The sequence below is a fragment of the Paracidovorax sp. MALMAid1276 genome, from assembly GCF_049198005.1.
Classification (GTDB): domain Bacteria; phylum Pseudomonadota; class Gammaproteobacteria; order Burkholderiales; family Burkholderiaceae_C; genus Acidovorax.
In genome coordinates this window covers 1-24951 of the sequence record NZ_JBMIRS010000242.1, presented here as the reverse complement: position 1 = coordinate 24951, position 24951 = coordinate 1, and the positions used below count along the sequence as shown (strand labels likewise).

Here is a 24951-nt window from a genome sequence, read left to right as displayed (position 1 = left end):
TCAGCGGGGCAGGTCCGAGTAGCCCATGAGGAACTCGTCCACGGACCGGGCGGCCTGACGGCCTTCGCGGATGGCCCAGACGACCAGGCTCTGGCCGCGGCGGATGTCGCCGGCCGCAAAGACCTTGGGTACGTTCGTGGCGTAGCCGCCGTCGAAGTCGGTGCTGGCGCGCGCGTTGCCACGCGCATCCTTGTCCACGCCGAAGGCTTCCAGCACGGCGGCCACAGGGCTCACAAAGCCCATGGCCAGCAGCACGAGGTCAGCCTTGAGCACTTGCTCGGAGCCGGCCACCTCCACCATCTTGCCGTCCTTCCACTCCACGCGCACCGTCTTGAGACCGGTGACCTTGCCCTTTTCACCGATGAATTCCTTGGTGGAGATGGCGAACTCGCGTTCGCAACCCTCTTCATGGCTGGAGCTGGTGCGCAGCTTGATCGGCCAGTAGGGCCAGGTCATCGGGCGGTTTTCCTGCTCGGGCGGCTGGGGCATCAGCTCGAACTGCGTGACGCTCACCGCGCCGTGGCGGTTGCTGGTGCCCACGCAGTCGGAGCCGGTGTCGCCGCCACCGATCACGATGACGTGCTTGCCGTCAGCGCGCAACTGGCCCTTGAGCTTGTCGCCGGCGTTGACCTTGTTCTGCTGGGGCAGGAACTCCATGGCGAAGTGGATGCCATCCAGGTCGCGGCCGGGCACGGGCAGGTCGCGCGACTGCTCGGCGCCGCCGGTCAGCAGCACCGCATCGAACTCCTTGTTCAGTTGCTCGGGCGTGACGGTCTCCTTGGCCCAGTTGGTCACCTTGGAGCCCTTGCCCAGGCCGTCCTTGGCAGCACCGACGAACACGCTGGTGCGGATGACCACGCCCTCGGCCTCGAGTTGCTTCACGCGGCGGTCGATGTGCGACTTCTCCATCTTGAAGTCCGGAATGCCGTAGCGCAGCAGGCCGCCCACGCGGTCGTTCTTCTCGAACAGCGTGACGCTGTGGCCGGCACGCGCCAGTTGCTGGGCTGCCGCCATGCCCGCAGGGCCGGAGCCCACCACGGCCACCTTCTTGCCTGTTTGGTGCTTGGCCGGGCGCGGCTGCACCCAGCCTTCGTCCCAGGCGCGGTCGATGATGGCGTGCTCGATGGACTTGATGCCCACGGCGTCGTCGTTCACGTTGAGCACGCAGGCCGCCTCGCAGGGTGCGGGGCAGATGCGGCCGGTGAACTCGGGGAAGTTGTTGGTGCTGTGCAGCACCTCGATCGCGCTCTTCCAGTCCTGGTGGTACACCAGGTCGTTGAAGTCCGGAATGATGTTGTTGACAGGGCAGCCGCTGTTGCAAAACGGCGTGCCGCAGTCCATGCAGCGCGCGCCCTGGATCTTGGCCTGCGCGTCATCGAGGCCGATGACGAATTCCTTGTAGTGCTTCACGCGCTCGCCGACGGGCTTGTAGCCCTCTTCGATGCGCTCGTATTCCATGAAGCCGGTGGTCTTTCCCATGACGGTGTCCTTGAGTCTTGTATCTGTGAACGGGGTGCGGCGGGGCTCTGCGCCTTACTTGGCGGGCACGGCCACTTTTTCTGGCGCTGCCACGGCCGGCGTGGCCGGCTCTTCAAGCACCTGGCGTTCATAGATCTCAGCGAGTGCGCGCTTGTATTCGGTCGGGAAGACCTTGACGAACTTGCCGCGCGATGCGGCCCAGTTGTCCAGGATCTCGCGGGCGCGCTTGCTGCCGGTCCAGCGGTTGTGGTCTTCCAGAAGCTTCTTGAGCTGCGCCTCGTCGCTCAGGCCGCCGTGCCAGATCGAGCGCGGCACGGTGGTTTCCTGCTCGGTCGCGGGCAGGATGCGCTCCAGCGTCACCATGGACATGTTGCAGCGGGTGTCGAACTGGCCGTCTTCGTCATACACATAGGCCACGCCGCCGCTCATGCCGGCGGCAAAGTTGCGGCCCGTCTTGCCCAGCACCACCACCGTGCCGCCGGTCATGTATTCGCAGCCATGGTCTCCCGTGCCTTCGACCACCGCCGTCGCGCCCGACAGCCGCACGGCAAAGCGCTCGCCCGCCACACCGCTGAAGAAGGCCTCACCGCTGGTGGCGCCATACATCACCGTGTTGCCCACGATGGTGTTGCGCACAGCGTCGCCGCGGAAGTCGATGCTGGGGCGCACGATCACACGGCCACCCGACAGGCCCTTGCCTGTGTAGTCGTTGGCATCACCGATCAGGTACAGCGTGATGCCACGTGTGAGGAACGCACCGAAGGACTGGCCGCCCGTGCCTTCGAGCTGGATGCGGATGGTGTCGTCCGGCAGGCCTTCGGGGTGCACGCGCGTGACGGCACCGGAGAGCATCGCGCCCACAGAGCGGTTCACGTTGCGCGCCACCTCGATGAACTGCACGCGCTCGCCCTTGTCGATGGCAGGCTTGCTGCGCTCGATGAGCTTGCGGTCCAGCGTGTTCGTGATGTTGTGGTCCTGCACGTCCACATGGAAGCGTGGCACGTCGGCCGGCACATTGGGCTGGGCGAACAGGCGGCTGAAGTCCAGGCCGCGCGCCTTCCAGTGCTCGATGCCGGCACGGGTGTCCAGCAGGTCGGAGCGGCCGATCAGGTCGTCGAACTTGCGGATGCCCAGCTGGGCCATGATCTGGCGCACTTCTTCGGCGATGAAGAAGAAGTAGTTCACCACGTGCTCGGGCTTGCCCGAAAACTTCTTGCGCAGCTCGGGGTCCTGCGTGGCCACGCCCACGGGGCAGGTGTTCAGATGGCACTTGCGCATCATGATGCAGCCCTCGACGACCAGGGGCGCCGTGGCGAAGCCGAATTCATCGGCGCCCAGCAACGCGCCGATGGCAACGTCGCGGCCGGTCTTCATCTGGCCGTCGGCCTGCACGCGCACGCGGCCGCGCAGGCGGTTCAGCACCAGGGTCTGCTGAGTTTCAGCCAGGCCGATTTCCCAGGGGCCGCCGGCATGCTTGATGGACGACCAGGGCGATGCGCCCGTACCGCCGTCATGGCCGGCGATCACGAGGTGGTCGCTCTTGCACTTGGTGACGCCGGCAGCGATGGTGCCCACGCCCACTTCGGACACCAGCTTGGTGCTGATGCTGGCGTGCGGTGCCACGTTCTTCAGGTCGTGGATCAGCTGGGCCAGATCTTCGATGGAGTAGATGTCATGGTGCGGCGGGGGCGAGATCAAACCCACGCCGGGCACGCTGTGGCGCAGCTTGCCGATGTAGTTGGAGACCTTGCCGCCGGGCAGCTGGCCGCCTTCGCCGGGCTTCGCGCCCTGGGCCATCTTGATCTGGATCTGGTCGGCCGAGGACAGGTATTCGGCCGTGACGCCGAAGCGGCCCGAGGCCACCTGCTTGATGCGGCTGCGCAGCGAGTCCCCGTCCTGCAAGGGCAGGTCGACCTCGACGTTTTCGGCGCCGATCACGCTCTTGAGGGTATCGCCCTGCTTGATCGGGATACCCTTGAGTTCCTGGCGGTAGCGGCGCTGGTCTTCGCCGCCTTCGCCGGTGTTGCTCTTGCCGCCGATGCGGTTCATGGCCACGGCCAGCGTGGCATGGGCCTCGGTGGAGATGGAGCCGAGCGACATGGCGCCCGTGGCAAAGCGCTTCACGATTTCCTTGGCAGGCTCGACCTCTTCGATGGAGATGGCCTTGGAGGGATCGATCTTGAATTCGAACAGGCCACGCAGCGTGAGGTGGCGCCGGCTCTGGTCGTTGATGATCTGCGCGTATTCCTTGTACGTGTTCCAGTTGTTGGCGCGCGTGCTGTGCTGCAGCTTGGCGATCGCGTCGGGCGTCCACATGTGGTCTTCGCCGCGGGTGCGCCAGGCATATTCACCGCCAGCGTCCAGCATGGTTTCCAGCACGGGGTCGTCGCCGAACGCGGCCTTGTGCATGCGGATGGCTTCTTCGGCGATCTCGAAGACACCGATGCCTTCCACGCGGCTGGCGGTGCCGGTGAAATACTTGCCCACGGTGTCGGTGTTCAGGCCGATGGCCTCGAACAGCTGCGCGCCGCAATAGCTCATGTACGTGCTCACGCCCATCTTGGACATGATCTTGGACAGGCCCTTGCCAATGGCCTTGACGTAGTTGTAGATGGCCTTGTCCGGCGACAGATCGCCGGGCATGTCCTTGTGCATCTCGGCCAGGGTTTCCATGGCGAGGTAGGGGTGCACGGCCTCGGCACCGTAGCCGCCCAGCACGGCGAAGTGGTGCACTTCGCGCGCCGTGCCGGTCTCGACCACCAAGCCAGCGGTGGTGCGCAGGCCTTCACGAACCAGATGCTGGTGGATGGCCGACAGCGCCAGCAGCGCGGGAATGGCCACCTGCGTGGCGCTCACGGCGCGGTCGCTGATGATCAGGATGTTGGCGCCGCCCTTGATGGCATCCACCGCCTGCGCACACAGCGAGGCCAGCTTGGCTTCGACGCCTTCGCGGCCCCAGCTCAGCGGGTAGGTGATGTCGATGGTCGCGCTCTTGAACTTGCCCTGCGTGTACTTCTCGATGTGGCGCAGCTTGGCCATGTCGGCGAAGTCCAGCACGGGCTGGCTCACTTCCAGGCGCATCGGCGGGTTGACCTGGTTGATGTCCAGCAGGTTGGGCTTGGGGCCGATGAAGGACACCAGCGACATCACGATGGCTTCGCGGATCGGGTCGATGGGCGGGTTCGTCACCTGCGCGAACAGCTGCTTGAAGTAGTTGTACAGCGGCTTGTTCTTGCCCGACAGCACGGCCAGCGGGCTGTCGTTGCCCATGGAGCCGATGCCCTCTTCGCCGTTCTTGGCCATGGGCGCCATCAGGAACTTGATGTCTTCCTGGGTGTAGCCGAAGGCCTGCTGGCGGTCGAGCAGCGGCAGGGGCGCGGCTTCGGGCGTCGACGCCATATCGCTGCCCACGCTGTCCAGTTTGATGCGCAGGTTCTCGATCCACTGCTTGTAGGGCTTGGTGTTGACGACGTTGGCCTTGAGCTCGTCGTCGTCGATCATGCGGCCCTGCTCCAGATCGATCAGGAACATCTTGCCGGGCTGCAGGCGCCACTTGCGCACGATCTTGTTTTCGGGGATGGGCAGCACGCCCGACTCCGAGCCCATGATGACCAGGTCGTCGTCGGTGATGCAGTAGCGCGAGGGGCGCAGGCCGTTGCGGTCCAGCGTGGCACCAATCTGGCGGCCGTCGGTGAACACGATGGAGGCCGGGCCGTCCCAGGGCTCGAGCATGGCGGCGTGGTACTCATAGAAGGCGCGGCGGCGCTCGTCCATGGTGGTGTGCTGCTCCCAGGGCTCGGGGATCATCATCATCACGGCCTGGCTGATGGGGTAGCCGGCCATGGTGAGCAGTTCGAGGCAGTTGTCGAACGTGGCGGTGTCGGACTGGTCGGCGAAGCTGATGGGGTAGAGCTTTTGCAGATCGGCCGCCAGCACGGGCGAGGCCATCACGCCTTCGCGCGCCTTCATCCAGTTGTAGTTGCCCTTGACGGTGTTGATTTCACCGTTGTGCGCCACATAGCGGTAGGGGTGGGCCAGTGGCCACTCGGGGAAGGTGTTGGTGGAGAAGCGCTGGTGCACCAGGCCGATGGCCGAGACGCAGCGCTCGTCGGACAGGTCCTTGTAGTACACCCCCACCTGGTCGGCCAGCAGCAGGCCCTTGTAGACCACAGTGCGGCTGGACATGCTGGGAACGTAGTATTCCTTGCTGTGCTTGAGCTTGAGGTTCTGGATAGCAGCGCTGGCGGTCTTGCGGATCACGTACAGCTTGCGCTCCAGCGCGTCCTGCACGATCACGTCGGTTCCACGGCCGATGAACACCTGGCGCAAGATGGGCTCCTTCTTGCGCACGGTGGGCGACATCGGCATGTCGCGGTTGACGGGCACATCGCGCCAGCCCAGCAGCACCTGGCCTTCGGCCTTGATGGCGCGCTCCATCTCCTGTTCGCAGGCCAGGCGGCTTGCGTGCTCCTTAGGCAGAAAGATCATGCCCACGCCGTACTCTCCGGCGGCGGGCAGCGTGATGCCCTGCTTGGCCATTTCCTCGCGGTACAGGGCATCAGGGATCTGGATCAGGATGCCTGCGCCGTCGCCCATCAGCGGGTCAGCCCCCACGGCGCCACGGTGGTCGATGTTTTCCAGGATCTTCAGGGCCTGCGTCACGATGTCGTGCCGCTTCACACCCTTGATGTGGGCCACGAAGCCAAGCCCGCAGGCGTCGTGTTCGTTACCCGATGAATACAAACCGTGTTGTTGCAGATGCTGGATCTCGGCGGCCGTGGTCATGGCGCACTCCTCATATTTTTCGCAGGGAGTGCAAGATTAGTGCATTGCAACATGCGCTGCAAGCATATTAATGAGGGTCAGATCCAATTGTTTTGAGCGCTGATATTGCATCTTCTAAATTTGGGGACATATCAATTTTTATAGCTATAAACCCTTTATAGATAAGCGCTAAGGGCTATTTTTATTCAATTTTTCTGACAGCCTGGGTCTTCCAACGGCGCTTCGCACAACACGCCGCGGCGTTTCGCGTTGCAGTTCCTCCACAAACTGCGCACGGCCCAGCGCCCATCCCCCCAACACGGAATCAGTCAGCGCGCCCTGCTCCATCGATCCGATTCCGGCTTCAACCAACGATGCATAGGCCGCTTCCCGGGCAAACGGGGTGTTGCCCAAGCTCCAGTACAAGGGGTGCGGGGTCAGGAGTCGGTCATTGCGCAGCCCCCGCCAGTGCGCATGGCTCGACCAGGGATAGTCCGAGGCCCGCTCGCAGACCCCCGCGCGCACCGGGTTCAGGTCCAGGTAGACCATGCCTGGCAACAGATAGCGGTCCGCCTCCATCACCGTGCAGCGATACCGGCCTTCCCAGAGCGTGCCCGTGCGCCCATGCCGACGGTTGAAAGTTTGGACGTAGCGCCGTCCCACGGCCTGCATCATCTGCGGGAGCCCATCGGCCGTCGACGGTGTTGCCAGCAGGTGAAAGTGGTTGTCCATCAGCACATAGGCATGCACCGCCACGGCATGCTTTTGCGCGTTTTCTGCCAGCAGCGCTAGCATCAGCTCATGGTCTTCGCGGTCGACGAAGATGGGCTGCCGGTTGTTGCCACGCTGGATGACGTGGTGCAGGTGGTCCGGCAAGGTCAGGCGCGGCAGGCGGGCCATGTCAAGATCGCTTCACGAGTCAGGAGGCGCGGATCATAAACCCGTCCCCCATTTTCGCCGCGCGGGGTCGAGCGCGTGCCCGTTCAACGAGACGGGGGCGCCAGTGCAGGGGTCGATGCGTCCGACGCAAGGCCGAATCGCGCACCCATCGCGCCATCCAGGCCGAATTGTTCCAGGATCGCCTGCAAGCGGTCGGCCGCGCTGCGCTTCTTCTGGCCGGTGTATCGCGCGATGATCAATTCGTTTTTCATGCTGTGCTCCCAGCCCACCAGCTCGGTCACCGTCACCTGGTAGCCCTGCGACTCCAGATAAAGGCAGCGCAGCACATTGGTCACCTGGCTGCCCAGCTCCCGCGTGTGCAGCGGGTGACGCCAAAGCTCCGCCAAGGGCGTTCGCGCCAACTGCAGTGCCTTGCCCTGACGCAGGCAGGCGGCCATTTCGGCCTGGCAACACGGCACCAGCACCATGGCGCGCGCCCGCTTCTGCAGCCCAAAGGCGATGGCATCATCGGTGGCGGTGTCACAGGCGTGCAGCGCGGTGACGATGTCGATGCGCGCAGGAAGCTCCTTCGCATCCGCAGATTCAGCGACCGAAAGGTTGAGGAACGACATGCGGCCAAAGCCCAGCCGCGACGCCAGCGCCCGGGACTTTTCGACCAGTTCGGCCCGGGTTTCCACCCCGTAGATGTGGCCGCGCCCGGCAGACTTGAAATACAGGTCGTAAAGAATGAATCCCAGATACGACTTGCCGGCGCCGTGGTCGGCCAGCGTGGCTCCCGCGTCCGGTGTGGACAAGTCTTGAAGCAGAGGCTCTATGAAGTTGAAGAGGTGGTAGACCTGCTTGAGCTTGCGCCGCGAGTCCTGGTTGAGCCGCCCGTCGCGGGTGAGGATGTGCAACTCCTTGAGCAGCTCCACCGATTGGCCAGGGCGCAGCTCGGGCAAATCTGCTGCGTCCGGGCGCGCTGGCGGCGATGTGCGAGTGTGAGCCGCTTGCGCGCTCGCCGCATCACGTACCTTCTTGCCCCCCAAGGCCGGCTTGAGGTGCTTCGCGCCTTGTTGTGCTGTGTTCAATGAGCGATCCAGATCGCTCTGCTCAGTGCGCGTGGTCTCTTGCACTTGCTTGGGTGCCGCCGTCTGGCGCTTCTTTTCTTGCTTCATTGCGACTCACCGTCTGCCTTCCGAGACGAGGAGCATCCGCGCGGCAAGTCGTGTGCACCAACCTCCAGGGCCGCCCAGCCTGATGCGCCCAGCGACTCCAGCACCTCGATGTTGCGTTCATAAATCGTCTCCGCCTCCGGAAACGCAGCCACTGCGCGATCAACGCTTTCCTCTCGCAGCAAATGCAAGGTGGGATACGGCGACCGGTTGGTGCAGTTCGTCACATCATCCGCCGACGTTCCCGCAAACTGGAAGTGCGGATGAAAGCTGGCGATTTGAAGAACACCATCCAGATCCATGGATTCGAGCAATTGATCGGCATCTCCCAGGAAATCATTGAAGTCCAGGAAGCTTTCCAGGCAATGCGGCAGCACCAGCAATGTTGTATCGCGCTCGTCCGGGCTGCATGCCGCAAGGCTTTCCAGTTCGCTGCGCAGGGCCAAGAGCACGCCCTGGGGTTCCCGCGCATCCACTACCGTGTAGTGGATGAGCCCTTTGGCATGCACGCTCTTGGCAAACGGGCACAGATTCAGGCCGATCACAGCCCGCTCCAACCATCTCACTGTGTCGTCGATATAGGGAGCCGCTGTGTCCCCCGACGATGAGGCAGGCGAAGTTGGGGAGGATCTCATGGGGCCGGGGGGCGCGCACACGGCGCAACATGCGGGCAGTGAAAGAGCAATGAATTTTACCGGCGCCGGGCCCGTCGTCTTGCGCCACCTGCGCCGCCAAGATGTCACGTCACGTGCTCGATGCGTGCGAACCGCAACCAGACAGGCTCAATCCAGAAGCCGCCGACCGGTCAGACGCTCATGCTCGCGTGCGGCGAAACGGTCGGTCATGCCAGCGATGAAGTCGGCCACGGTACGGATGCGCAGCGGCCCATCACCGGTGTTGGCCCGCTCAGCAAATTCTGACTTCATTTCGGCCGGTGACCGTTGATAGGCCTCGAACAACTCGCGCACGATGGTCTGCGCGTGCCGGGTGGTCTCCATCACTTGCGGGTGACGGTAAAGGTTTTGGAACAGGAATCGCTTCAAAACCTGAGACTTCGCACGCATGCCCTCGCTGAACTTCACCAAGGTCGGGCAACGCTGCCGAACATCATCCACGGTGGCAGGAGCGAACTCGGCAATGGCAGCGCGCGTGGTGTCGATCACGTCATACACCTGATCGCTGAGCATGCGCCGAATGGCTTCGTACAGAAGGCGCCTTTGTTTCCCGGGCGCAGCGAGATCAGGGTGGTCGGACTGCGCAGAAAACCGGTACGCGTCGAACAGAGGCACGTCCCTCAGCTGCGCCATGGTGATCAGGCCGGAGCGCACCCCATCGTCAATGTCATGCGCGTTATACGCAATCTCGTCCGCAAGATTGCACAGCTGGGCTTCCAGGCTCGGTTGCTCACGCCGCAAGAACCGCCCGCCGATACCTCCAGGCTCCTGCTCCTCCAGATGTTCTGCATTCGAGCGTGAACAATGCTTGAGAATGCCCTCGCGCGTCTCGAACGTGAGATTCAAGCCATCGAAATGCGGGTAGCGCTCCTCCAGCGTGTCCACGACGCGCAAACTCTGGAGGTTGTGCTCAAACCCGCCGTGCTCCGCCATGCATGCGTGCAGCGCATCTTGTCCCGCGTGCCCAAACGGCGTGTGCCCAAGGTCATGTGCGAGCGAAATCGCTTCGACCAGGTCTTCGTTGATGTGCAGCGACCGCGCGATCGACCGCCCCAACTGTGCTACCTCCAGCGAATGCGTAAGCCGGGTGCGGAACAGATCGCCCTCGTGGTTGAGAAACACCTGCGTCTTGTACACCAGCCGTCGAAACGCTGTGGAGTGGACGATGCGGTCTCGATCACGTTGAAATTCCGTGCGGGTGGGCGCAGACGGCTCGTGAAACCGCCTACCGCGCGATGTCGCAGGATCACACGCGTAACCAGGAAAAAGCGATGTCTGCATGGCGCGTTCTGGAGGTACGGGGACAGCGTGGAACAGGTTGAGGGCGCAGGTTCATTTCTCACCGCAAGCGCGTTTGACGCACTGTGATCGCGACAGAACCCCACGCCGTTCGCTTCAAAAAATCGTGCAAACCGTGATTTCTACTGATCCGCTCAGGGCCGCTGCCAGTCGATCTCGCTACCTGCCTTGACCAAAAGCGGGTGGTGACGCAGTGCACACTGATGGGCTGGCGACCCAGCAAGCGAACGCCCCCTCACCGAATGCGATCGTTGCGAACTCGATCCCACAGGCGCGAAGGCCGTTGAGCCCTCGCGTTGGCGATCCCAGACGCACCTACTCACAGCACGCATCGATGACTTCCCGAACCAGGGCATCGGGCGCCGTGCGCAAAACCGCCTTTCCTGGTCCATCAAGGACGACAAACCGAATCTCCCCCGCCTCAGCCTTCTTGTCCACGCGCATGAGTTCCAAATATCGGCCCGCATTGTCTGCGGCATCGATCACAGGGCCCCTGGTCGGCAGGCCAGCACGAGAAATCAGCGAGGTCAGCCTTGCCACAAATTCGGAGGAGACCATTCCCATGCGACGAGAAAGTTCTGCCGCCATGACCATCCCCGCCGCAACGCCCTCACCGTGGAGCCACACGCCGTAGCCCATTCCCGTCTCGATCGCGTGGCCGAAGGTGTGTCCGAAATTGAGGATGGCTCTGAGACCCGACTCCGTCTCATCCTGCCCGACCACCTCCGCCTTGATTTCACAGCTGCGACGAACGCAATGAGCCAGCGCATCCGTATCGCCATCCAGTACAAGCTCCACCGAACTTTCGAGCCAGGCCATGAATTCCATATCAGCGATCGGCCCGTACTTGATCACTTCTGCCAAGCCAGATCTCAATTCCCGCTTCGGCAGAGTCTTCAAAGTTGAAAGGTCACACACTACCAATTGCGGCTGGTAGAAGGCACCGATCATGTTCTTGCCCAAGGGGTGATTGATGGCAGTCTTACCGCCGACAGAAGAATCAACCTGGGCCAATAGCGTCGTTGGCACCTGAACAAATTTGATACCGCGCATATATGACGCAGCTGCAAATCCGGTCATATCGCCAACCACACCACCACCCAAGGCGTACAAGACCGTCTTACGGTCACAGCCCTTAGATAACAATGCAGTAAAAATCAAATCCAGGGTTTTCCAGTCCTTGTGATCCTCACCATCTGGCAATTCCACAAAGTGAACAACCGGATAGCGGCTTGTCAACCGCTCCACAAGCCTTTGAAGATAAATACCGCCAACCACATCGTTCGTAACGACCATCGCAGACGTACCGACGGGCAACTCAAGGCCATCGCACCAGGAGTGGTCTGCGAAATGATCCACATGAATGGCGTAGCTTCGTTCATCAAGATTGATCCGAAGTGCACCTGCAGGAATTATTTCCAAGTCCATTTTTCAATAACTTTTTTGCAAAACGGCGCAAACAGTATTGCGCAATCCAGAAAGATAATTTTACGCAACGAGAAAGGCCCCAAGGCATTGCCAAGGGGCCCAACATCTCGTATTAAATTCATGGGCGCACCAACGGATGCCCCCAAAATTGTCGAGCTAGTTGACTACGGACATGTGCCACCGTCGATAGCGATGGACACTTGCCTTGTCACGGACATCGTATCGCGAGTCGCCGTCACCAAAAATCTATCGCAGGCTGCTCCAGCCGGTGGCGTTCCGGTAATCACGCCATTATTGCCAGCGGTGGCGCTGGTAAGCCATGCTGGTACACCACTGAAAACCCATGTCACAGGTTTTGTGGTGTCGCCACCTGTTGCAGAAAACGCGTAGGAATAGGATCCTGTGCTCGAGGCGGCTGGCAGAGGGCAGGCGGTCCCTACATCAGAGCTGCAGCCGTTGACGGTGAAGACCAGAGGACCGATCGCTGGCGTGGTGGGCGTAGTGGGTGTTGTGGGGGTGGTCACAGTCGGCGCAACCACGGTGATCTTGAGGTTCTGAACTGCAATCGCACCCGCCGCGTCGGACACCTGCACAACGACGTTGTAATCACCGGCTGGAGCACTGGTAGTGCCGGTGATGACACCGCTTCCGCTCAGCGTGAGCCCTGCAGGCAGAGCGCCAATCAGAGACCAGTTGTACGGCCCAACGCCGCCCTGGAACGACAATGCATACGCAAAGGATATTCCGGATGGAACAGAAATTGTCGAGGAACTTGTGATCACCAGCGGCTGACCCGTGCCAATCATGTTGGAAACGTTCACGGCATGCAAAGACGCTACCGGGTCCTGAATGCCGTTGGAGACGTCATTGTCAAAACGATCGGTCACGTACTCAAGCAAAATGACCCCGGTATCTGTACCACTGCTCAGCGAAATCGTACCCACACCGCTGATGGTACGCACTTGCAACACGCTGCCGGATTGGTTGCCAGAGAGCAGACGCGCACCAGCGTACGCTCCGAAAGACCGGATGCTGACTTGCAGGTTTGCGCCGCCCGTGGGGTTGGGTACCGGTTGATTGGCATCGTCGCGCACAAACGCCTGGATGCCTACGTTGTCCGGCACCAGGCTTCCGTTCAACCTGGAACCGATCGAGTACGGCGCCATCGTGGTAGCAATAACGTTTGCAGGCTTGCCGGTTGCCGCACCCACCACGATATCCACACTCGCACTGGACACACGATTATCCGCAGGATTAGTCACTGAACACGTGATGCGGGCGGTTCCTGCTTGATTACCGGAGTGAAAGTGGAATGAGGCGCCGCCGGAATTGGCACCCAACGTCACAGAGCGGTAGGCGAGTGGATTTCCATTGTCGTCCTCATGCGCCTCATCACCATCTAAATAATAAAGCGCACCAGAGTCCAACCCGCCCGCCAGATTGCAACCAAATATATTTTCGCCGCCAGGAATTGGGTCTGATCCCTTTCTAGCATCCACATAAATTGTGGTTGTATAGCTAGCATAAGCACCCAATCCAGCGGGCATATTAGCAATATTAATTGGCAGCTGTGTCTTCGCCGCGCGTACACTGATGGTGTAGGCTTGGTTCGAAGATCCGGGGCTCCCCCCACCTCCACCGCATGCAGTCAAAGAACCTAGCGCTACAACCGCAAGTATTTTACAAATTTTCAGCATATTTATTCCTGTAACACTCATTCATTAACGGATCGCCGACCGGTCCGTGATCACCTTGGGGGTAATAAATACCAGCATTTCCTGCTTGTTTGCCTGCTTTGTCCTCGTCTTGAACAAATTACCCAAGCCGGGAATATCACCAAGCACAGGAACCTTACTCTCCGTATTATCCTCAAAAAGCTCGAATATCCCACCGATCACTACAGTACCGCCATTCTCAACCAATACCTGGGTTTTTATATGCTTGGTATTAATGGCGCGCACATTATTTAAGACTTCACCGGGGCTGTCTTTGTTGACATCCAAATCAAGAATAATGTTTCCTTCGGGAGTAATCTGCGGCGTTACTTCCAGCTTAAGTACCGCCTTCTTGAACGCTATGACCGTTCCGCCATTGGGTGCTGTGACAGGATAAGGAAACTCCGTACCTTGCTCAATCGAAGCCTTAGTTTGATCGGCAGTCACCACCCGGGGACTGGAGACAATTTTCCCCTTTCCATCTGCCTCAAGCGCAGAGATTTCCAAATTCAGAAATCTATTGGCTGCCGAATTAAAAATAGAAATCGCAAAACTAGCAGGGTCATATCCTCCTTGTGCTTGGGCAGGAAGATTTACGAAATTGCCAAGCGTATTGACACTGCCTCCGGCTCCAGTGGTGGCTACAGCATTACTGTAACTTGTTCCAAATGCCACACGATTACCACTTCCGAGTCCATATCCTCCGTCGCCACCACGATTAGCTCTTAGATCTGTCGCCCCCAAGCGAATCCCCAATGACCGCCCAAAGGTGTCCGAAGCCTCTACGATCCGCGCTTCGATCATCACTTGCCTGACCGCCACATCCAGAGTCGCAAGAAGCTGGCGAACCTCTTCCAACTTCGCCGGAGTGTCGGTGACAAACAGCTGATTGGTGCGAGGCTCCGATATCGCACTACCACGCTCTGACAAGAACCGGTTGTTTGTACTTCCTCCGCCGCTCCCACCGCTGCTCGCAGTAAGCTGAAGAACCATATCTGCAGCCTTGGCATAATTCATCTGGAAAGCTTGTGTACGCAAAGGCTCAAGCTTCTGAATCGCTTGCGCCGCCTCATAGTCCTTCTTAATACGATCATCAATTTCGTCCTTCGGCGCGATCCACAGGACGGTCCCAGATTTACGCATACCAAGGCCTTTGGCATCCATGATGATCTGCAATGCTTGATCCCAGGGTACATCCTTCAACCGCAACGTCAACGATCCGGTTACGGTATCCGATGTCACGATATTGAAGTTCGTAAAATCTGCAATCACCTGCAGAAGCGATCTCACTTCAATATTTTGAAAATTCAGGGACAGCTTTTCACCGCTATAGCCCGGCCCTTGCGTGAGTTTGGAAAGGTCGACTTTTTTACTGCGGACCTCCACGACAAACTGGCTGTCGCTCTGGTAGGCGCTGTGCTCCCACTCACCTACCGGTTCTATGACCATCCGCACACGGTCGTTTTGCTGGCTGGTACTGATGACTTGAACAGGAGTGCCAAAATCCGTGACATCCAGCCTCCTACGCAGCCCTTCAGGAAGGGTGGAGCGCAGAAAATCCACGGTCAATCCTTTCCCTTGCTGGCGAATGTCCACACCGACCTGGCTGGACGGAAGAGATATCACCACCCTTCCAGATCCATCACTTCCCCTCCTGAAATCGACATCTCGGATGGCTTGAACATCATTTCCCACAGCGTCACTAAAAACCTGGCTCGGGGCTTGCTGCGCAGAAACGGCGCCTGCTCCTTGCGTGCCCAGCGTCACCAACAGTGACTTACCTTGAATCTCGGCAGAATAAGAACTGGGTTGCTTGAGGTTTAACACGACACGTGCACGATCACCCGCCTGCACTACATTGATGGATTTCAGATTGCCTTGATTGATTTCGAACGCGTTTTTCCCACTTCCGTTCGCCATTCCGGGAAAATCTAAAGCGATGCGGGCGGGCGATTGAATGGAAAAACCCGTTGGCAGGGATTTGGGGGATTCGGCAAAATCGATGCGAACCACATCCGCGCCTCCTTGCACCGCACTGGACACCGATTGAATCGAAGCCTGTGCCCATGCGCCAAGAGACATAAAAAGAGACGCCGAGAGAGTCAATACCAATTGACCAATCTTCACGGGCTTAGCTTTAGTGAATTTCATTTCTTATCCTCTTGCAAGTCCAGCGTTACCACTCGCTCAATCCAATCGCCAGTAGCGTCTTGGACAATCTCCCTCAGCTGAATCGAGTTCTCACTGATGCGCGTTATTTTCCCGTAGTTCTGTCCGATATAGTTCCCCAGCCGCACCTGATAAAGTAACTTGTCAACCTTCAAAAGAGCGGTAGGCGCGTCCTTTTTATTGAGACTCCCCACCATGGCCATCGCGTCAAGAGGATAGGACTCAAGCGGCTCTTTGCGGCGCGACATCTCCGGCGCAATCAATGCAGCGTTTGAAGCCAACTGGGTGGAATCTCGACGAAGGGCTTGAGTTAACTTGAGCGAATTGAACGGCTCAATGGTTGCGTCAGCAGAATAAGCCTGCGGAATAAATTGCTTAGGCTCGGTCAGCGGAGTAACTCTTGGCTTTGTGGTCGCTCGAAGTTCGCTCATCCATTGGCGCAGCTCTTCATCACCGGATGAGCTACACCCGGAAATAACCATCAGCCCCAAAATCCCCAGTAAATAGCGGTTTACCGTCATGGCTTCTTCGTCCCCGCTTGTTTTTGCGCCTGAATCTCTTCCGGATCGAGATAGCGGAAGGTACGAGCTGTGGCATCCATCGTCAGCGTACCGCTGTCCTTGGCCGTAGGGGCGATGGAAATGTTGTTCAACGTCACAATGCGGGACAGGTGAGCAACGTCGGATGCAAATGCCCCCATGTCATGGTACTTGCCAGTCACCCTTACCGCGATAGGAAGTTCTGCGTAGTAATCGCGAACGACAACTTGCCCGGGTCGGAACAAGTCAAACTGAAGACTCCGCCCCAATCCCGCCTGATTGATGTCGGAAAGCAGCGCCGCCATCTCAGCCTTGCTCGGCAATTGCTTTTCGAGTTGAATCACGTACTGCTGAACTTGTTCACGCTGCCGTTTCAATGCATCAAGGCTCACCGCTTTAACGAGCTTTGTTTGGTAGTCTGCTCTGAGTGTTTGTTCTTTTGCGACTTCAGCCTCAAGCTCCACCTCATAATCACTCAACTTGGCAAACCACAAACCCGCAGCGACACCAACAGCGATGAAAATGCACAGAATAACCTTCGGGGCAATGGGCCAGACCGAAGGGTCTTTCGTATCCAAATTTCGAAATTGCCTTCCAACATTTTCTTGGAATTCTGCAAAATCAAACTTTGGTTTTGATTTTTTAACCATCTTTATTTCCCGGTCGGCGTTGCACTCGCCGCGTCCTGCGCCTTCTGCACCTCGCCCGTTCGCATCAGGCGAAATCGAAGGTTGAACGTAGATACACGGCGTTGATCGCGTGGGGTCAAGGCAATATTGCTGGCAACAATTTCAACCAATTCAGGCTTGGATAACCATGGCGTGTTATCCGTCAGGTTCCTGAGCATTTCAGACACTCGCTCATTGGATTGAGCAACACCCTGCATGGCAATCACCTGATCAGTCTGCTTGATGCTTGTCACATAGGCCCCATCAGGCACCTGCCGCACAAGCTCGTTCAAGAGATGGACAGGGAGGTTTCGGTCAGACTGGAGATCTTCCACCGCTTTCTGTCGGGCCCGCAACGCCGCGATCTCATCTTCAATGGTGGCGATTTCCTTGATCTGGTTTTCCAGTATGGTGATCTCACCCTGGAGAAAGGTGTTTTTTTCCTGTTGGGCAGTAATCATCATCTGGAACCACCAATAGATGGCTCCGGCGATCACCAATCCGCCCAGGAACGAGGCGAACATCGTCGCCTGAAACGCTTCCTTTCGACGCTTTCGCGCTGCTTCCCGGTGGGGAAGCAAATTAATCAGTATCACTGCAAGAACCTCCGCATGGCTAACCCGCACGATGTCAGATAGGAAGGCGCCTCACGCACCATTTTCTTAAGCCGGACGGAACTTCCGATTTCCATGCCGTCAAACGGATTGACTGCACTGCATGCAAAGCCTGTTTGCTGGGTCACCGCTTCCGTCAGGCCAGGCAGAGGCGCCGAACCGCCGGCAAGCATGATGTGGTCCACCCTGTTGTGGGGCGTGCTGGTGAAGAAAAACTGCAAGGCGCGCCCTATTTCCTGCGCCATGCTGTCGACGAAGGGCCGAAGCACTGCGGTCTGATAATCCTCTGGTAAGTCGCCGCTGCGCTTCTTGCTTTCAGCTTCTTCTACGGAAAACCCGTACTGGCGGACGATCAATTGAGTGAGTTGAGCCCCCCCAAATCCTTGATCCCGGTCGTACAGGACTTCTTCGTTTCGGATGACCTGCATGCTGGTTGTCAGCGCGCCCACCTCGAACAATGCCACCATGGCATCGACGCCTCGTTTGGGAAGCGCCTCGATGAGGCGCCCAGCGGCGAGACGTGAAGCATGGGATTCAATGTCCACCACCACCGCCTTCAGGCCAGCCGCCTCTGCAAGGCCCTGTCTGTCCTGAACCTTTTCCCGGCGAGACGCTGCGATCAACACGTCGACATCACCCGGGGCGTTCTTGCTCGGTCCAATGACACAAAAATCAAGACTCACCTCGTCGAGCGAAAAAGGGATGTATTGATTGGCTTCGGACTCCACCTGGACTTCAAGCTCCTGCTCCGTCATCCCGCCAGGCAGCGTGATCTTTTTGGTGATCACCGCAGAGGGCGGCAGCGCAAGTGCCACGTTTTTGGTACGCGTACCGCTTTTCTTGACAAGACGACGCAACGCGTCGGCCACCTCGTCGAACTTCTCGATGTTTCCATCGGTGATCCATCCACGCTCCAAAGGCTCAATGGCGCACCGCTCGAGCACCAATCCTCCCGCTTTATCACGCCCCAATTCAACCAACTTGACGCTGGAGGAGCTGATGTCGATTCCCAGTAGCGGGGTGGACTGGCGACTAAACAAAGATCCCGTTGAGATCAAGATGGGTCCCCTGAAACTTGCCAAAAGGAGGCAACAAAACTTAACACTTCACATGAATGCTATCAGTAAGATAGTTCTCCAGCAAAGGTTTTTCCCCGTGTAACGCTTCCTCGGCGTTGCCAAAAGCAGACGAAAATTTTGCGCTCTGCAACACCTTCCGGCGGCAGCCCGACGCCTTTCATGAAGAATTTGCCCGGCTGTCCGGCACGCTCCCGTCGCCTTTGGCGGACATTTTTATAATGGGCTGTATCACCTATCCGGAGCGATATGCCCGCATCCTCTTCGTCCCCAACTTCCGACAAGTCAAAGCGATCCAGTTCGCCCCGGGTGCCAGGCTGGCTCCGATGGATGTTGCGGGCTGTGCTTTGGCTCGCAGGCTTGGTAGCTGCCGGTGCCGTGGCCATTGCGCTGACCATTGCCGTGGCGCTTTCTGTCGCCTACCCCAATCTTCCCGACATATCGGACCTCGCCGACTACCGGCCCAAGCTGCCGCTGCGGGTGTATTCCGCAGAGGGGGCACTGCTGGGTGAGTTCGGCGAAGAGCGCCGCAACCTGACTCCCATTGGCGAGATTCCGCAGGTGATGAAAGACGCGGTGCTGGCCATTGAAGACACACGCTTCTTTCAGCACGGCGGGGTCGACTACAAGGGCGTGATGCGGGCTGGCCTCGCCAACCTGGGCAGAGTAAAAAGCCAGGGCGCATCGACTATCACCATGCAGGTCGCCCGCAATGTTTATCTCTCTTCCGAGAAAACATTTACACGCAAAATTTACGAAATTTTACTTACGTTCAAGCTCGAACATTTGTTGACAAAAGACCAAATTCTCGAGATTTACATGAACCAGATTTTTCTGGGTAACCGCGCTTATGGTTTTGCAGCGGCCTCAGAAGCATATTTTGGAAAGCCGCTGAAGGCCATTTCGATTGCGGAAGCGGCAATGCTCGCAGGCTTGCCGAAAGCACCCTCTGCTTACAACCCCATCAGCAATCCGAAGCGCGCTCGTGCGCGCCAGCTCTACATCATCGAGAGAATGGAAGAGAACGGGTTCATCTCCACGCAGGAGGCCACGGCCGCCAAGAAGGAAGAGCTGAAGATCCGAACCGGCCCCGACAACACGCGCGTGCATGCCGAGTACGTCGCCGAAATGGCCCGCCAGCTCATTTACGCGCAGTACGGCAACGAGGCCTACACGCGGGGACTGAATGTCTACACCACCCTCAATGCCGCCGAACAGGACGCCGCCTATGCCGCCCTGCGCAAGGGCATCATGGACTATGAGCGCAGGCAGCATTACCGGGGCCCCGAGAAGTTTGTCGCGCTGCCTGCGGCTGCCCAGGAGGTGGAGGACGCGATTGACGACGCGCTGGCCAATCACCCGGACAACGGCGATGTGCTCTCGGCCGTCGTCCTGGAGTCCAGCCCCCGCAAGATCGTTGCCGCCCGCGCGAACGGCGACACGCTTGAAATTACCGGCGAAGGGCTCAAGCCAGCGCAGTCGGGACTCAGCGACAAGGCACCGCCCAACATCAAGATTCGTCGCGGTGCGGTCATTCGCGTGGTGAAGACACCCAAGGAGACCTGGGAAATCACACAGCTCCCTGAAGTGGAGGGTGCATTCGTAGCGCTCGACCCTCGCAACGGTTCGATCCGGGCGTTGGTGGGAGGATTCGACTTTGACAAGAACAAGTTCAACCACGTCACCCAGGCCTGGCGCCAGCCCGGGTCAAGCTTCAAGCCCTTCATCTATTCTGCAGCGCTTGAAAAAGGGTTCACACCCGCAACCGTTGTCAACGACGCGCCGCTGTTTTTTGATGGCGGCGTGACCGGCGGGCAGCCCTGGGAGCCCAAGAACTACGACGGCAAGTACGACGGGCCGATGAGTTTGCGCACGGGCCTTGCCAAGTCCAAGAACATGATCTCCATTCGCGTTTTACAGGCCGTGGGACCCAGGGCGGGGCAGGATTGGATCACACGCTTTGGATTCGATGCCGAGAGGCATCCGGCCTTCCTGACGATGGCATTGGGTGCGGGCTCGGTCACACCATTGCAGGTGGCCACAGGCTATTCCGTCTTCGCCAATGGCGGCTACCGCGTCAATCCCTGGCTCATTGCCAAGGTCACTGACCACAAGGGCCGGATCATTTCCGAATCGAAGACGCCGGTGACCAGCGAACAGCCCCGCGCCATCGATGCGCGAAACGCCTTCGTCATGAACAGCCTGCTGCAGGAAGTGACGCGGTCTGGCACGGCCGCCCGCGCCCAAGGCACCCTCAAGCGCCCCGACCTGTACGGCAAGACCGGAACGACCAACGATTCTTGGGACGCATGGTTTGCGGGCTACCAGCCCACCATCGCAGCCGTCACCTGGATCGGCTATGACACGCCGCGCAATCTGGGCAATCGCGAAACCGGGGGCGGGCTGAGCCTGCCGGTGTGGATCAGTTTCATGCAGCAGGCGCTCAAAGGTGTCCCGGTGATGGAGACGCCAGTCCCGCCGGGTGTCGTCAACGTGGGGGGTGAGTGGTTCTACGAAGAGTACGCGCGCAACGCCGGGGTCGCCAGCATCGGGCTGGATGAGCGCACGATGGGGACATCCTCAGTCGCTCCGGCTGCGCCGCCGCCCGTGGAAGAGCGCAATCGCATTCTTGAGCTGTTCCGAAACTGAGGCCCAAGGGTACGTGCGCGGGCTCCAACGTTGGCAGCCCGACGCTGAAGCCCACGCCGTGGTCAGGCCTTGAAGATGAGCGGGAGCCCGGACTGCTGCGCCGCATCGCGGCTCAGGCAATCGAAAAACTCCCCCGCGCCTTTCGTGTCCAGCCACACATTCCCGTCGAAGCGGTAGTGATACCCGCCGGAGCGCGCGGCCATCCAAACCTCGTGCAGCGGCTTTTGCAGATTGATCACGATCTGGCTGCGGTTGGGGAACGTGAGGGTGACCATTCCGCCGGAGCGCTGGGCGTCCACGTCCGCATCCGTCGTGTCATTGATCAGATCGCAGCCGCGCTCAACGCTCATCAGCAGCTTCTCGGCACGGTCCAGGAATTCGAGGTCGGTCATTACAATTTGCGCATGTTGAAAGCTTCGCAAATTCTAGTCAGGACGCTTGTCCTTGCTGCCAGTGCGGCAGCCCTTGCGGGTTGTGGTCAACGGGGGCCCCTGTACCTGCCCTCTGCCCCTGCTGCGCAGCAGCGTGCCACTTTGCCTCAGACCCTGGCACCGACCCGCAGCGGCGATAGCGCCGCACAAACCGAATCGCAACAGCCGGCGGCCCGCCCGGCGACTGCCGCATCCGCCGCCCCCTGAACCTGAGCCCGCCAAGCCGGCTTGGCAGGGCAGCCGCGCGGCAGGTACCCCCATCGGGGCTTTGCTTGATCTCCGTCAAGCCCGCATCACCACCACGGCCGTACATTGCGTGCTTCATTGCACTGCACGATGTCCATGGCCCTGGAGCTCTACCGAGACAAGAATCACGCTTGCCTGATGTTCACCGACCTCATTGAGGAGGATGGGTTGGCGGTACAGGCCAACCAGTTCCTGATCGTGGATGACGGCACCGGCGCCATCATCGATCCCGGGGGCAACCTGGCGTTCAACGAGCTGTTCATGGGAATGACCCAACATTTCCCGCCGCACAAGCTCTCCTACCTGATCGCGTCCCACGCCGATCCAGACATCATCGCGTCTCTGGACCGCTGGATGACCAGCACCAAGGCGGATCTGGTCATCTCTCGCGTGTGGGAACGCTTCGCGCCGCATTTCACCAAAGTGGGCAAGACAGAAAACCGCGTGATCGGCGTTCCGGACGGCGGCGGGCGCCTGAGGCTGGGCCGCCACGAATTGGTGCTGCTGCCTGCGCATTTCATGCACTCCGAAGGCAATTTCCACTTCTACGATCCTGTGAGCCGCATACTCTTCACGGGCGATCTGGGCGTTTCGATGATGTCGGGGGCCGAGGCCCGCGTGCCGGTGACCGACCTCAAGGCCCATATCCCGCGGATGGATGGCTTTCACCGCCGCTACATGGTGTCCAACAAGATCCTGCGTTTGTGGGCGCGCATGGCGAGGCAGCTCGACATTGCCATGCTGGTGCCGCAGCACGGCGCGCCCATCAAGGGGCAAAGGGCCATCAACGACTTCTTCCACTGGATCGAAAACCTGATGTGCGGCATCGATCTCTTCGACGACCGCGCTTACCAGGTGCCAACCGCCTTCATCGACCCCGCGAGTCGGCAGATGCGCCCCGCGCTGGGGGTGGGCGCTTGAAATATTTGATGAAATTAGCCTTCAGCGCTTATCCATAAAGCGCTATCAGCTACTACTTTTATAGCATTCGCATTCACCGGATGCACTCAATGCACCCGTCCCGACGCCGCATTCGCCCGCACGATTCTGCGTTTGCGCAGGCTGTCCCACACGCGCCAGCCGAGCAATGCGCCGAGGATCGCGGCGTACACCGCCACTTCGCCAAAGTCGTTCTTGCCCGCACGCATCCAGAAGAAATGCAGCACCGAAAGCACCGCCACCAGGTATACGCAGCGGTGAAGCGCCTGCCACCGGCGCGCGCCCAGGGCCTTGATCGCGCGGTTGAATGATGTCGCGGCCAGCGCGGCCAGCAGCACGAAGGCAGCGAACCCCACCAGGATAAAGGGCCGCTTGGCGATATCGCGGGCGATGTCGCCCACATCAAACGCCATGTCGAAGGCGCTGTAGCTGAGCAGATGCACGGCCGCGTAAAAGAACACGAACAGCCCCAGCATGCGCCGAAAGCGTGCCAGCTGGGGCGTGCCCGTGACCACACGCAGCGGCGTGACGGCGAGAACCAGGCACAGCGAGCGCAGTGTCCAGTCGCCCGTGGAGCGGATCAAGGCCTCCGCCGGGTTGGCGCCCAGCTGGTCGGTGACGGCGCCAAACACCAGCCAGGCAAAAGGCAGCAGCCAAACCACGAACACAACCGGTTTGGCGGCGGGGTGAAGCAGCAGCTTTCTCATCGAATCAGTCGCCTCCCGGCACCTGCGCCTTCTCGGTGGGCGGCAGCACCCTGCGACCGGGTCTTCTCGTTCGCCGCGGGACGGGCTTGCAGGAACACCAGGAAATCAATAGAACTTCTTGAGGTCCATGCCCGCATAGAGCTGCCCCACCTGCGCCTCGTAGCCATTGAACATCAGCGTCTTGCGCTTCTTGGCGAACAGGCCGTCTTCGCCGATGCGCCGCTCGGTGGCCTGGCTCCAGCGGGGGTGGTCCACCTCGGGGTTCACGTTGGAATAGAAACCATATTCCTGCCGTGCAGCCTTGTTCCAGGCCGTGGCGGGCTCTTTTTCGACGAACCGGATCTTGACGATGCTCTTGCCGCTCTTGAACCCGTACTTCCAGGGCACCACCACGCGTACAGGCGCGCCGTTCTGATTGGGCAGGACTTCGCCGTACATGCCGAACGTCAGCAAGGTGAGGGGGTGCAGGGCCTCGTCCATGCGCAGACCCTCCACATACGGCCACTCCAGCACGCGCGAGCCCACATAGGGCATGGTGGCCTTGTCGGCCAGCGTCACGAACTCCACATACTTGGCGCTGCCCTGCGGCTCCACACGCTTGATGAGTTCGGCCAGCGAATAACCCACCCACGGGATCACCATGGACCAGCCTTCCACGCACCGCAGCCTGTAGATGCGCTCTTCCTGCGCACTGAGTTTGAGCAGGTCTTCGATGCCGTACTTGCCCGGCTTCTTGACGAGGCCTTCCACCTCCACCGTCCAGGGCGATGTTTTCAGCGTGTGCGCGTTGCGGGCCGGGTCGGCCTTGTCGGTGCCGAATTCATAGAAGTTGTTGTAGGTGCTCGCGTCCTTGTAGTCGGTGAGCTTTTCCATCGACACCGCGCCCGCCACGCTGGACTTGGCGCCGGGCAGCGGGGCCAGCTTGCCCGGGCGCTGCACCTGCGCCAGGGCCTCGCGCCCGGCCCAGGAGGCCATGGCCGCGCCAGCGGCGCCGGTGGCCAGGTAGCGCAGCATCTGCCGCCGCTGCTCATAGACGGCCCGGGGCGTGATGTCCGAGGACGTCGGATGGATGAAACCCGTGTCGCGGGATGGAATCAGCATGGCGCACTCCGGTCGTTCGGTGGGAAGGGGACTCTGAAAAAGTCAGAGGGAACAACCGTAAGTTCGTTCCCAGGCCCGTTCAGGTTACACCGAAGGTGCGCCGGATGCAGGACGCGGCCGCAATGGGCCGCCGCGGCTAGTCCACTGAATCCGAGAAATCGGCTATGCGTGAGGGTCTGGCAACGCCGCAATCAAGGCGCCGGGCGCAGTCGGGTTGGCCACCCGGCGAGCGCGGCAACGATGAGTGTGGCGTTGCCAGACCCTCACCCTTTGGGCCGGGGCAGCGGCGGGCACCCGGCTGCGTTGCCTGCCTTGTCAAGGCAGCCAGCCTTGACTGCGCCAGGCGCCTGTCCGGGCATCCCGCTGCAGCCCCGGCGCACAGTCGATTTCTCGGATTCA

Annotated in this window: 19 protein-coding genes; 3 read left to right on the top strand and 16 right to left on the bottom strand. The window is 60.0% G+C overall.

Annotation, left to right across the window (positions count from 1 at the left end; all coding sequences use genetic code 11):
* The 13 genes from ACOQFS_RS19910 to ACOQFS_RS19850 all read right to left on the bottom strand — a co-directional run bounded on the left by ACOQFS_RS19910 (window position 1) and on the right by ACOQFS_RS19850 (window position 18461).
* Window positions 1–1479, bottom strand: coding sequence for a glutamate synthase subunit beta (locus ACOQFS_RS19910; RefSeq protein ID WP_421564545.1), 1479 nt, complete (start codon window positions 1477–1479; stop codon window positions 1–3).
* A gap of 54 nt (window positions 1480–1533) precedes the next feature.
* Complete coding sequence (locus tag ACOQFS_RS19905; RefSeq protein WP_421564544.1) at window positions 1534–6264, bottom strand: glutamate synthase-related protein; 4731 nt, start codon at window positions 6262–6264, stop codon at window positions 1534–1536.
* Between the two features lie 168 nt (window positions 6265–6432).
* Complete coding sequence (locus tag ACOQFS_RS19900; RefSeq protein ID WP_421564543.1) at window positions 6433–7143, bottom strand: transposase; 711 nt, start codon at window positions 7141–7143, stop codon at window positions 6433–6435.
* Window positions 7144–7226: 83 nt separating this feature from the next.
* On the bottom strand, window positions 7227–8084 hold the full coding sequence (locus ACOQFS_RS19895; protein ID WP_421564542.1) for a class I SAM-dependent methyltransferase: 858 nt from the start codon (window positions 8082–8084) through the stop codon (window positions 7227–7229).
* Between the two features lie 212 nt (window positions 8085–8296).
* Window positions 8297–8932, bottom strand: a complete 636-nt coding sequence (locus ACOQFS_RS19890) for a DUF1415 domain-containing protein (protein WP_421564541.1) — start codon at window positions 8930–8932, stop codon at window positions 8297–8299.
* A 147-nt stretch (window positions 8933–9079) separates the two neighbouring features.
* A complete protein-coding gene (locus ACOQFS_RS19885; protein ID WP_421564540.1) occupies window positions 9080–10252 on the bottom strand; it encodes a deoxyguanosinetriphosphate triphosphohydrolase in 1173 nt (390 codons plus the stop codon).
* 333 nt (window positions 10253–10585) lie between these two features.
* Window positions 10586–11698 (bottom strand): 3-dehydroquinate synthase, encoded by a 1113-nt coding sequence (aroB, locus tag ACOQFS_RS19880; protein WP_421564539.1) that lies wholly within the window; start codon window positions 11696–11698, stop codon window positions 10586–10588.
* Between the two features lie 164 nt (window positions 11699–11862).
* Entirely contained in the window at window positions 11863–13395 is a 1533-nt protein-coding gene (locus ACOQFS_RS19875) for an Ig domain-containing protein (RefSeq protein WP_421564538.1), read from the bottom strand.
* A gap of 24 nt (window positions 13396–13419) precedes the next feature.
* The gene (gene pilQ, locus ACOQFS_RS19870) at window positions 13420–15564 is read right to left on the bottom strand and encodes a type IV pilus secretin PilQ (RefSeq protein ID WP_421564537.1); all 2145 of its coding nucleotides are present in this window, start codon (window positions 15562–15564) and stop codon (window positions 13420–13422) included.
* Window positions 15561–16103: a pilus assembly protein PilP gene (locus ACOQFS_RS19865; protein WP_421564536.1), complete on the bottom strand. Its 543-nt coding sequence runs from the start codon at window positions 16101–16103 to the stop codon at window positions 15561–15563. Before ACOQFS_RS19865 ends, pilQ begins: the two co-directional genes overlap by 4 nt.
* The gene (locus ACOQFS_RS19860) at window positions 16100–16771 is read right to left on the bottom strand and encodes a type 4a pilus biogenesis protein PilO (RefSeq protein ID WP_421564535.1); all 672 of its coding nucleotides are present in this window, start codon (window positions 16769–16771) and stop codon (window positions 16100–16102) included. The genes ACOQFS_RS19865 and ACOQFS_RS19860 overlap by 4 nt, the downstream gene beginning before the upstream one ends.
* Before the next feature lie 2 nt (window positions 16772–16773).
* A complete protein-coding gene (locus tag ACOQFS_RS19855; protein ID WP_421564534.1) occupies window positions 16774–17385 on the bottom strand; it encodes a PilN domain-containing protein in 612 nt (203 codons plus the stop codon).
* Window positions 17382–18461 (bottom strand): pilus assembly protein PilM, encoded by a 1080-nt coding sequence (locus ACOQFS_RS19850; protein WP_421564533.1) that lies wholly within the window; start codon window positions 18459–18461, stop codon window positions 17382–17384. Before ACOQFS_RS19850 ends, ACOQFS_RS19855 begins: the two co-directional genes overlap by 4 nt.
* Before the next feature lie 348 nt (window positions 18462–18809).
* Between ACOQFS_RS19850 and ACOQFS_RS19845 the strand changes: the two genes are divergently transcribed.
* Complete coding sequence (locus tag ACOQFS_RS19845) at window positions 18810–21128, top strand: penicillin-binding protein 1A (protein ID WP_421564600.1); 2319 nt, start codon at window positions 18810–18812, stop codon at window positions 21126–21128.
* 62 nt (window positions 21129–21190) lie between these two features.
* Here ACOQFS_RS19845 and cyaY read toward each other — a convergent pair whose 3' ends face one another.
* On the bottom strand, window positions 21191–21520 hold the full coding sequence (gene cyaY / locus ACOQFS_RS19840; protein ID WP_421564532.1) for an iron donor protein CyaY: 330 nt from the start codon (window positions 21518–21520) through the stop codon (window positions 21191–21193).
* A gap of 12 nt (window positions 21521–21532) precedes the next feature.
* Here cyaY and lptM point away from each other — a divergent pair, with 12 nt between their 5' ends.
* Both lptM and ACOQFS_RS19830 read left to right on the top strand, forming a co-directional pair.
* Window positions 21533–21766, top strand: coding sequence for an LPS translocon maturation chaperone LptM (gene lptM / locus ACOQFS_RS19835; protein ID WP_421564531.1), 234 nt, complete (start codon window positions 21533–21535; stop codon window positions 21764–21766).
* A gap of 135 nt (window positions 21767–21901) precedes the next feature.
* Complete coding sequence (locus tag ACOQFS_RS19830; protein WP_421564530.1) at window positions 21902–22726, top strand: MBL fold metallo-hydrolase; 825 nt, start codon at window positions 21902–21904, stop codon at window positions 22724–22726.
* 86 nt (window positions 22727–22812) lie between these two features.
* On the opposite strand, the gene ACOQFS_RS19825 is transcribed toward ACOQFS_RS19830, so the two are convergent.
* Together ACOQFS_RS19825 and msrP are read right to left on the bottom strand one after the other, a co-directional pair.
* The gene (locus ACOQFS_RS19825; protein WP_421564529.1) at window positions 22813–23451 is read right to left on the bottom strand and encodes a sulfite oxidase heme-binding subunit YedZ; all 639 of its coding nucleotides are present in this window, start codon (window positions 23449–23451) and stop codon (window positions 22813–22815) included.
* A 105-nt stretch (window positions 23452–23556) separates the two neighbouring features.
* Window positions 23557–24552 carry a protein-methionine-sulfoxide reductase catalytic subunit MsrP gene (gene msrP / locus ACOQFS_RS19820; protein WP_421564528.1) on the bottom strand — a complete coding sequence of 332 codons (996 nt, stop codon included), beginning with the start codon at window positions 24550–24552 and terminating at the stop codon, window positions 23557–23559.
* Window positions 24553–24951 lie beyond the last annotated feature (399 nt).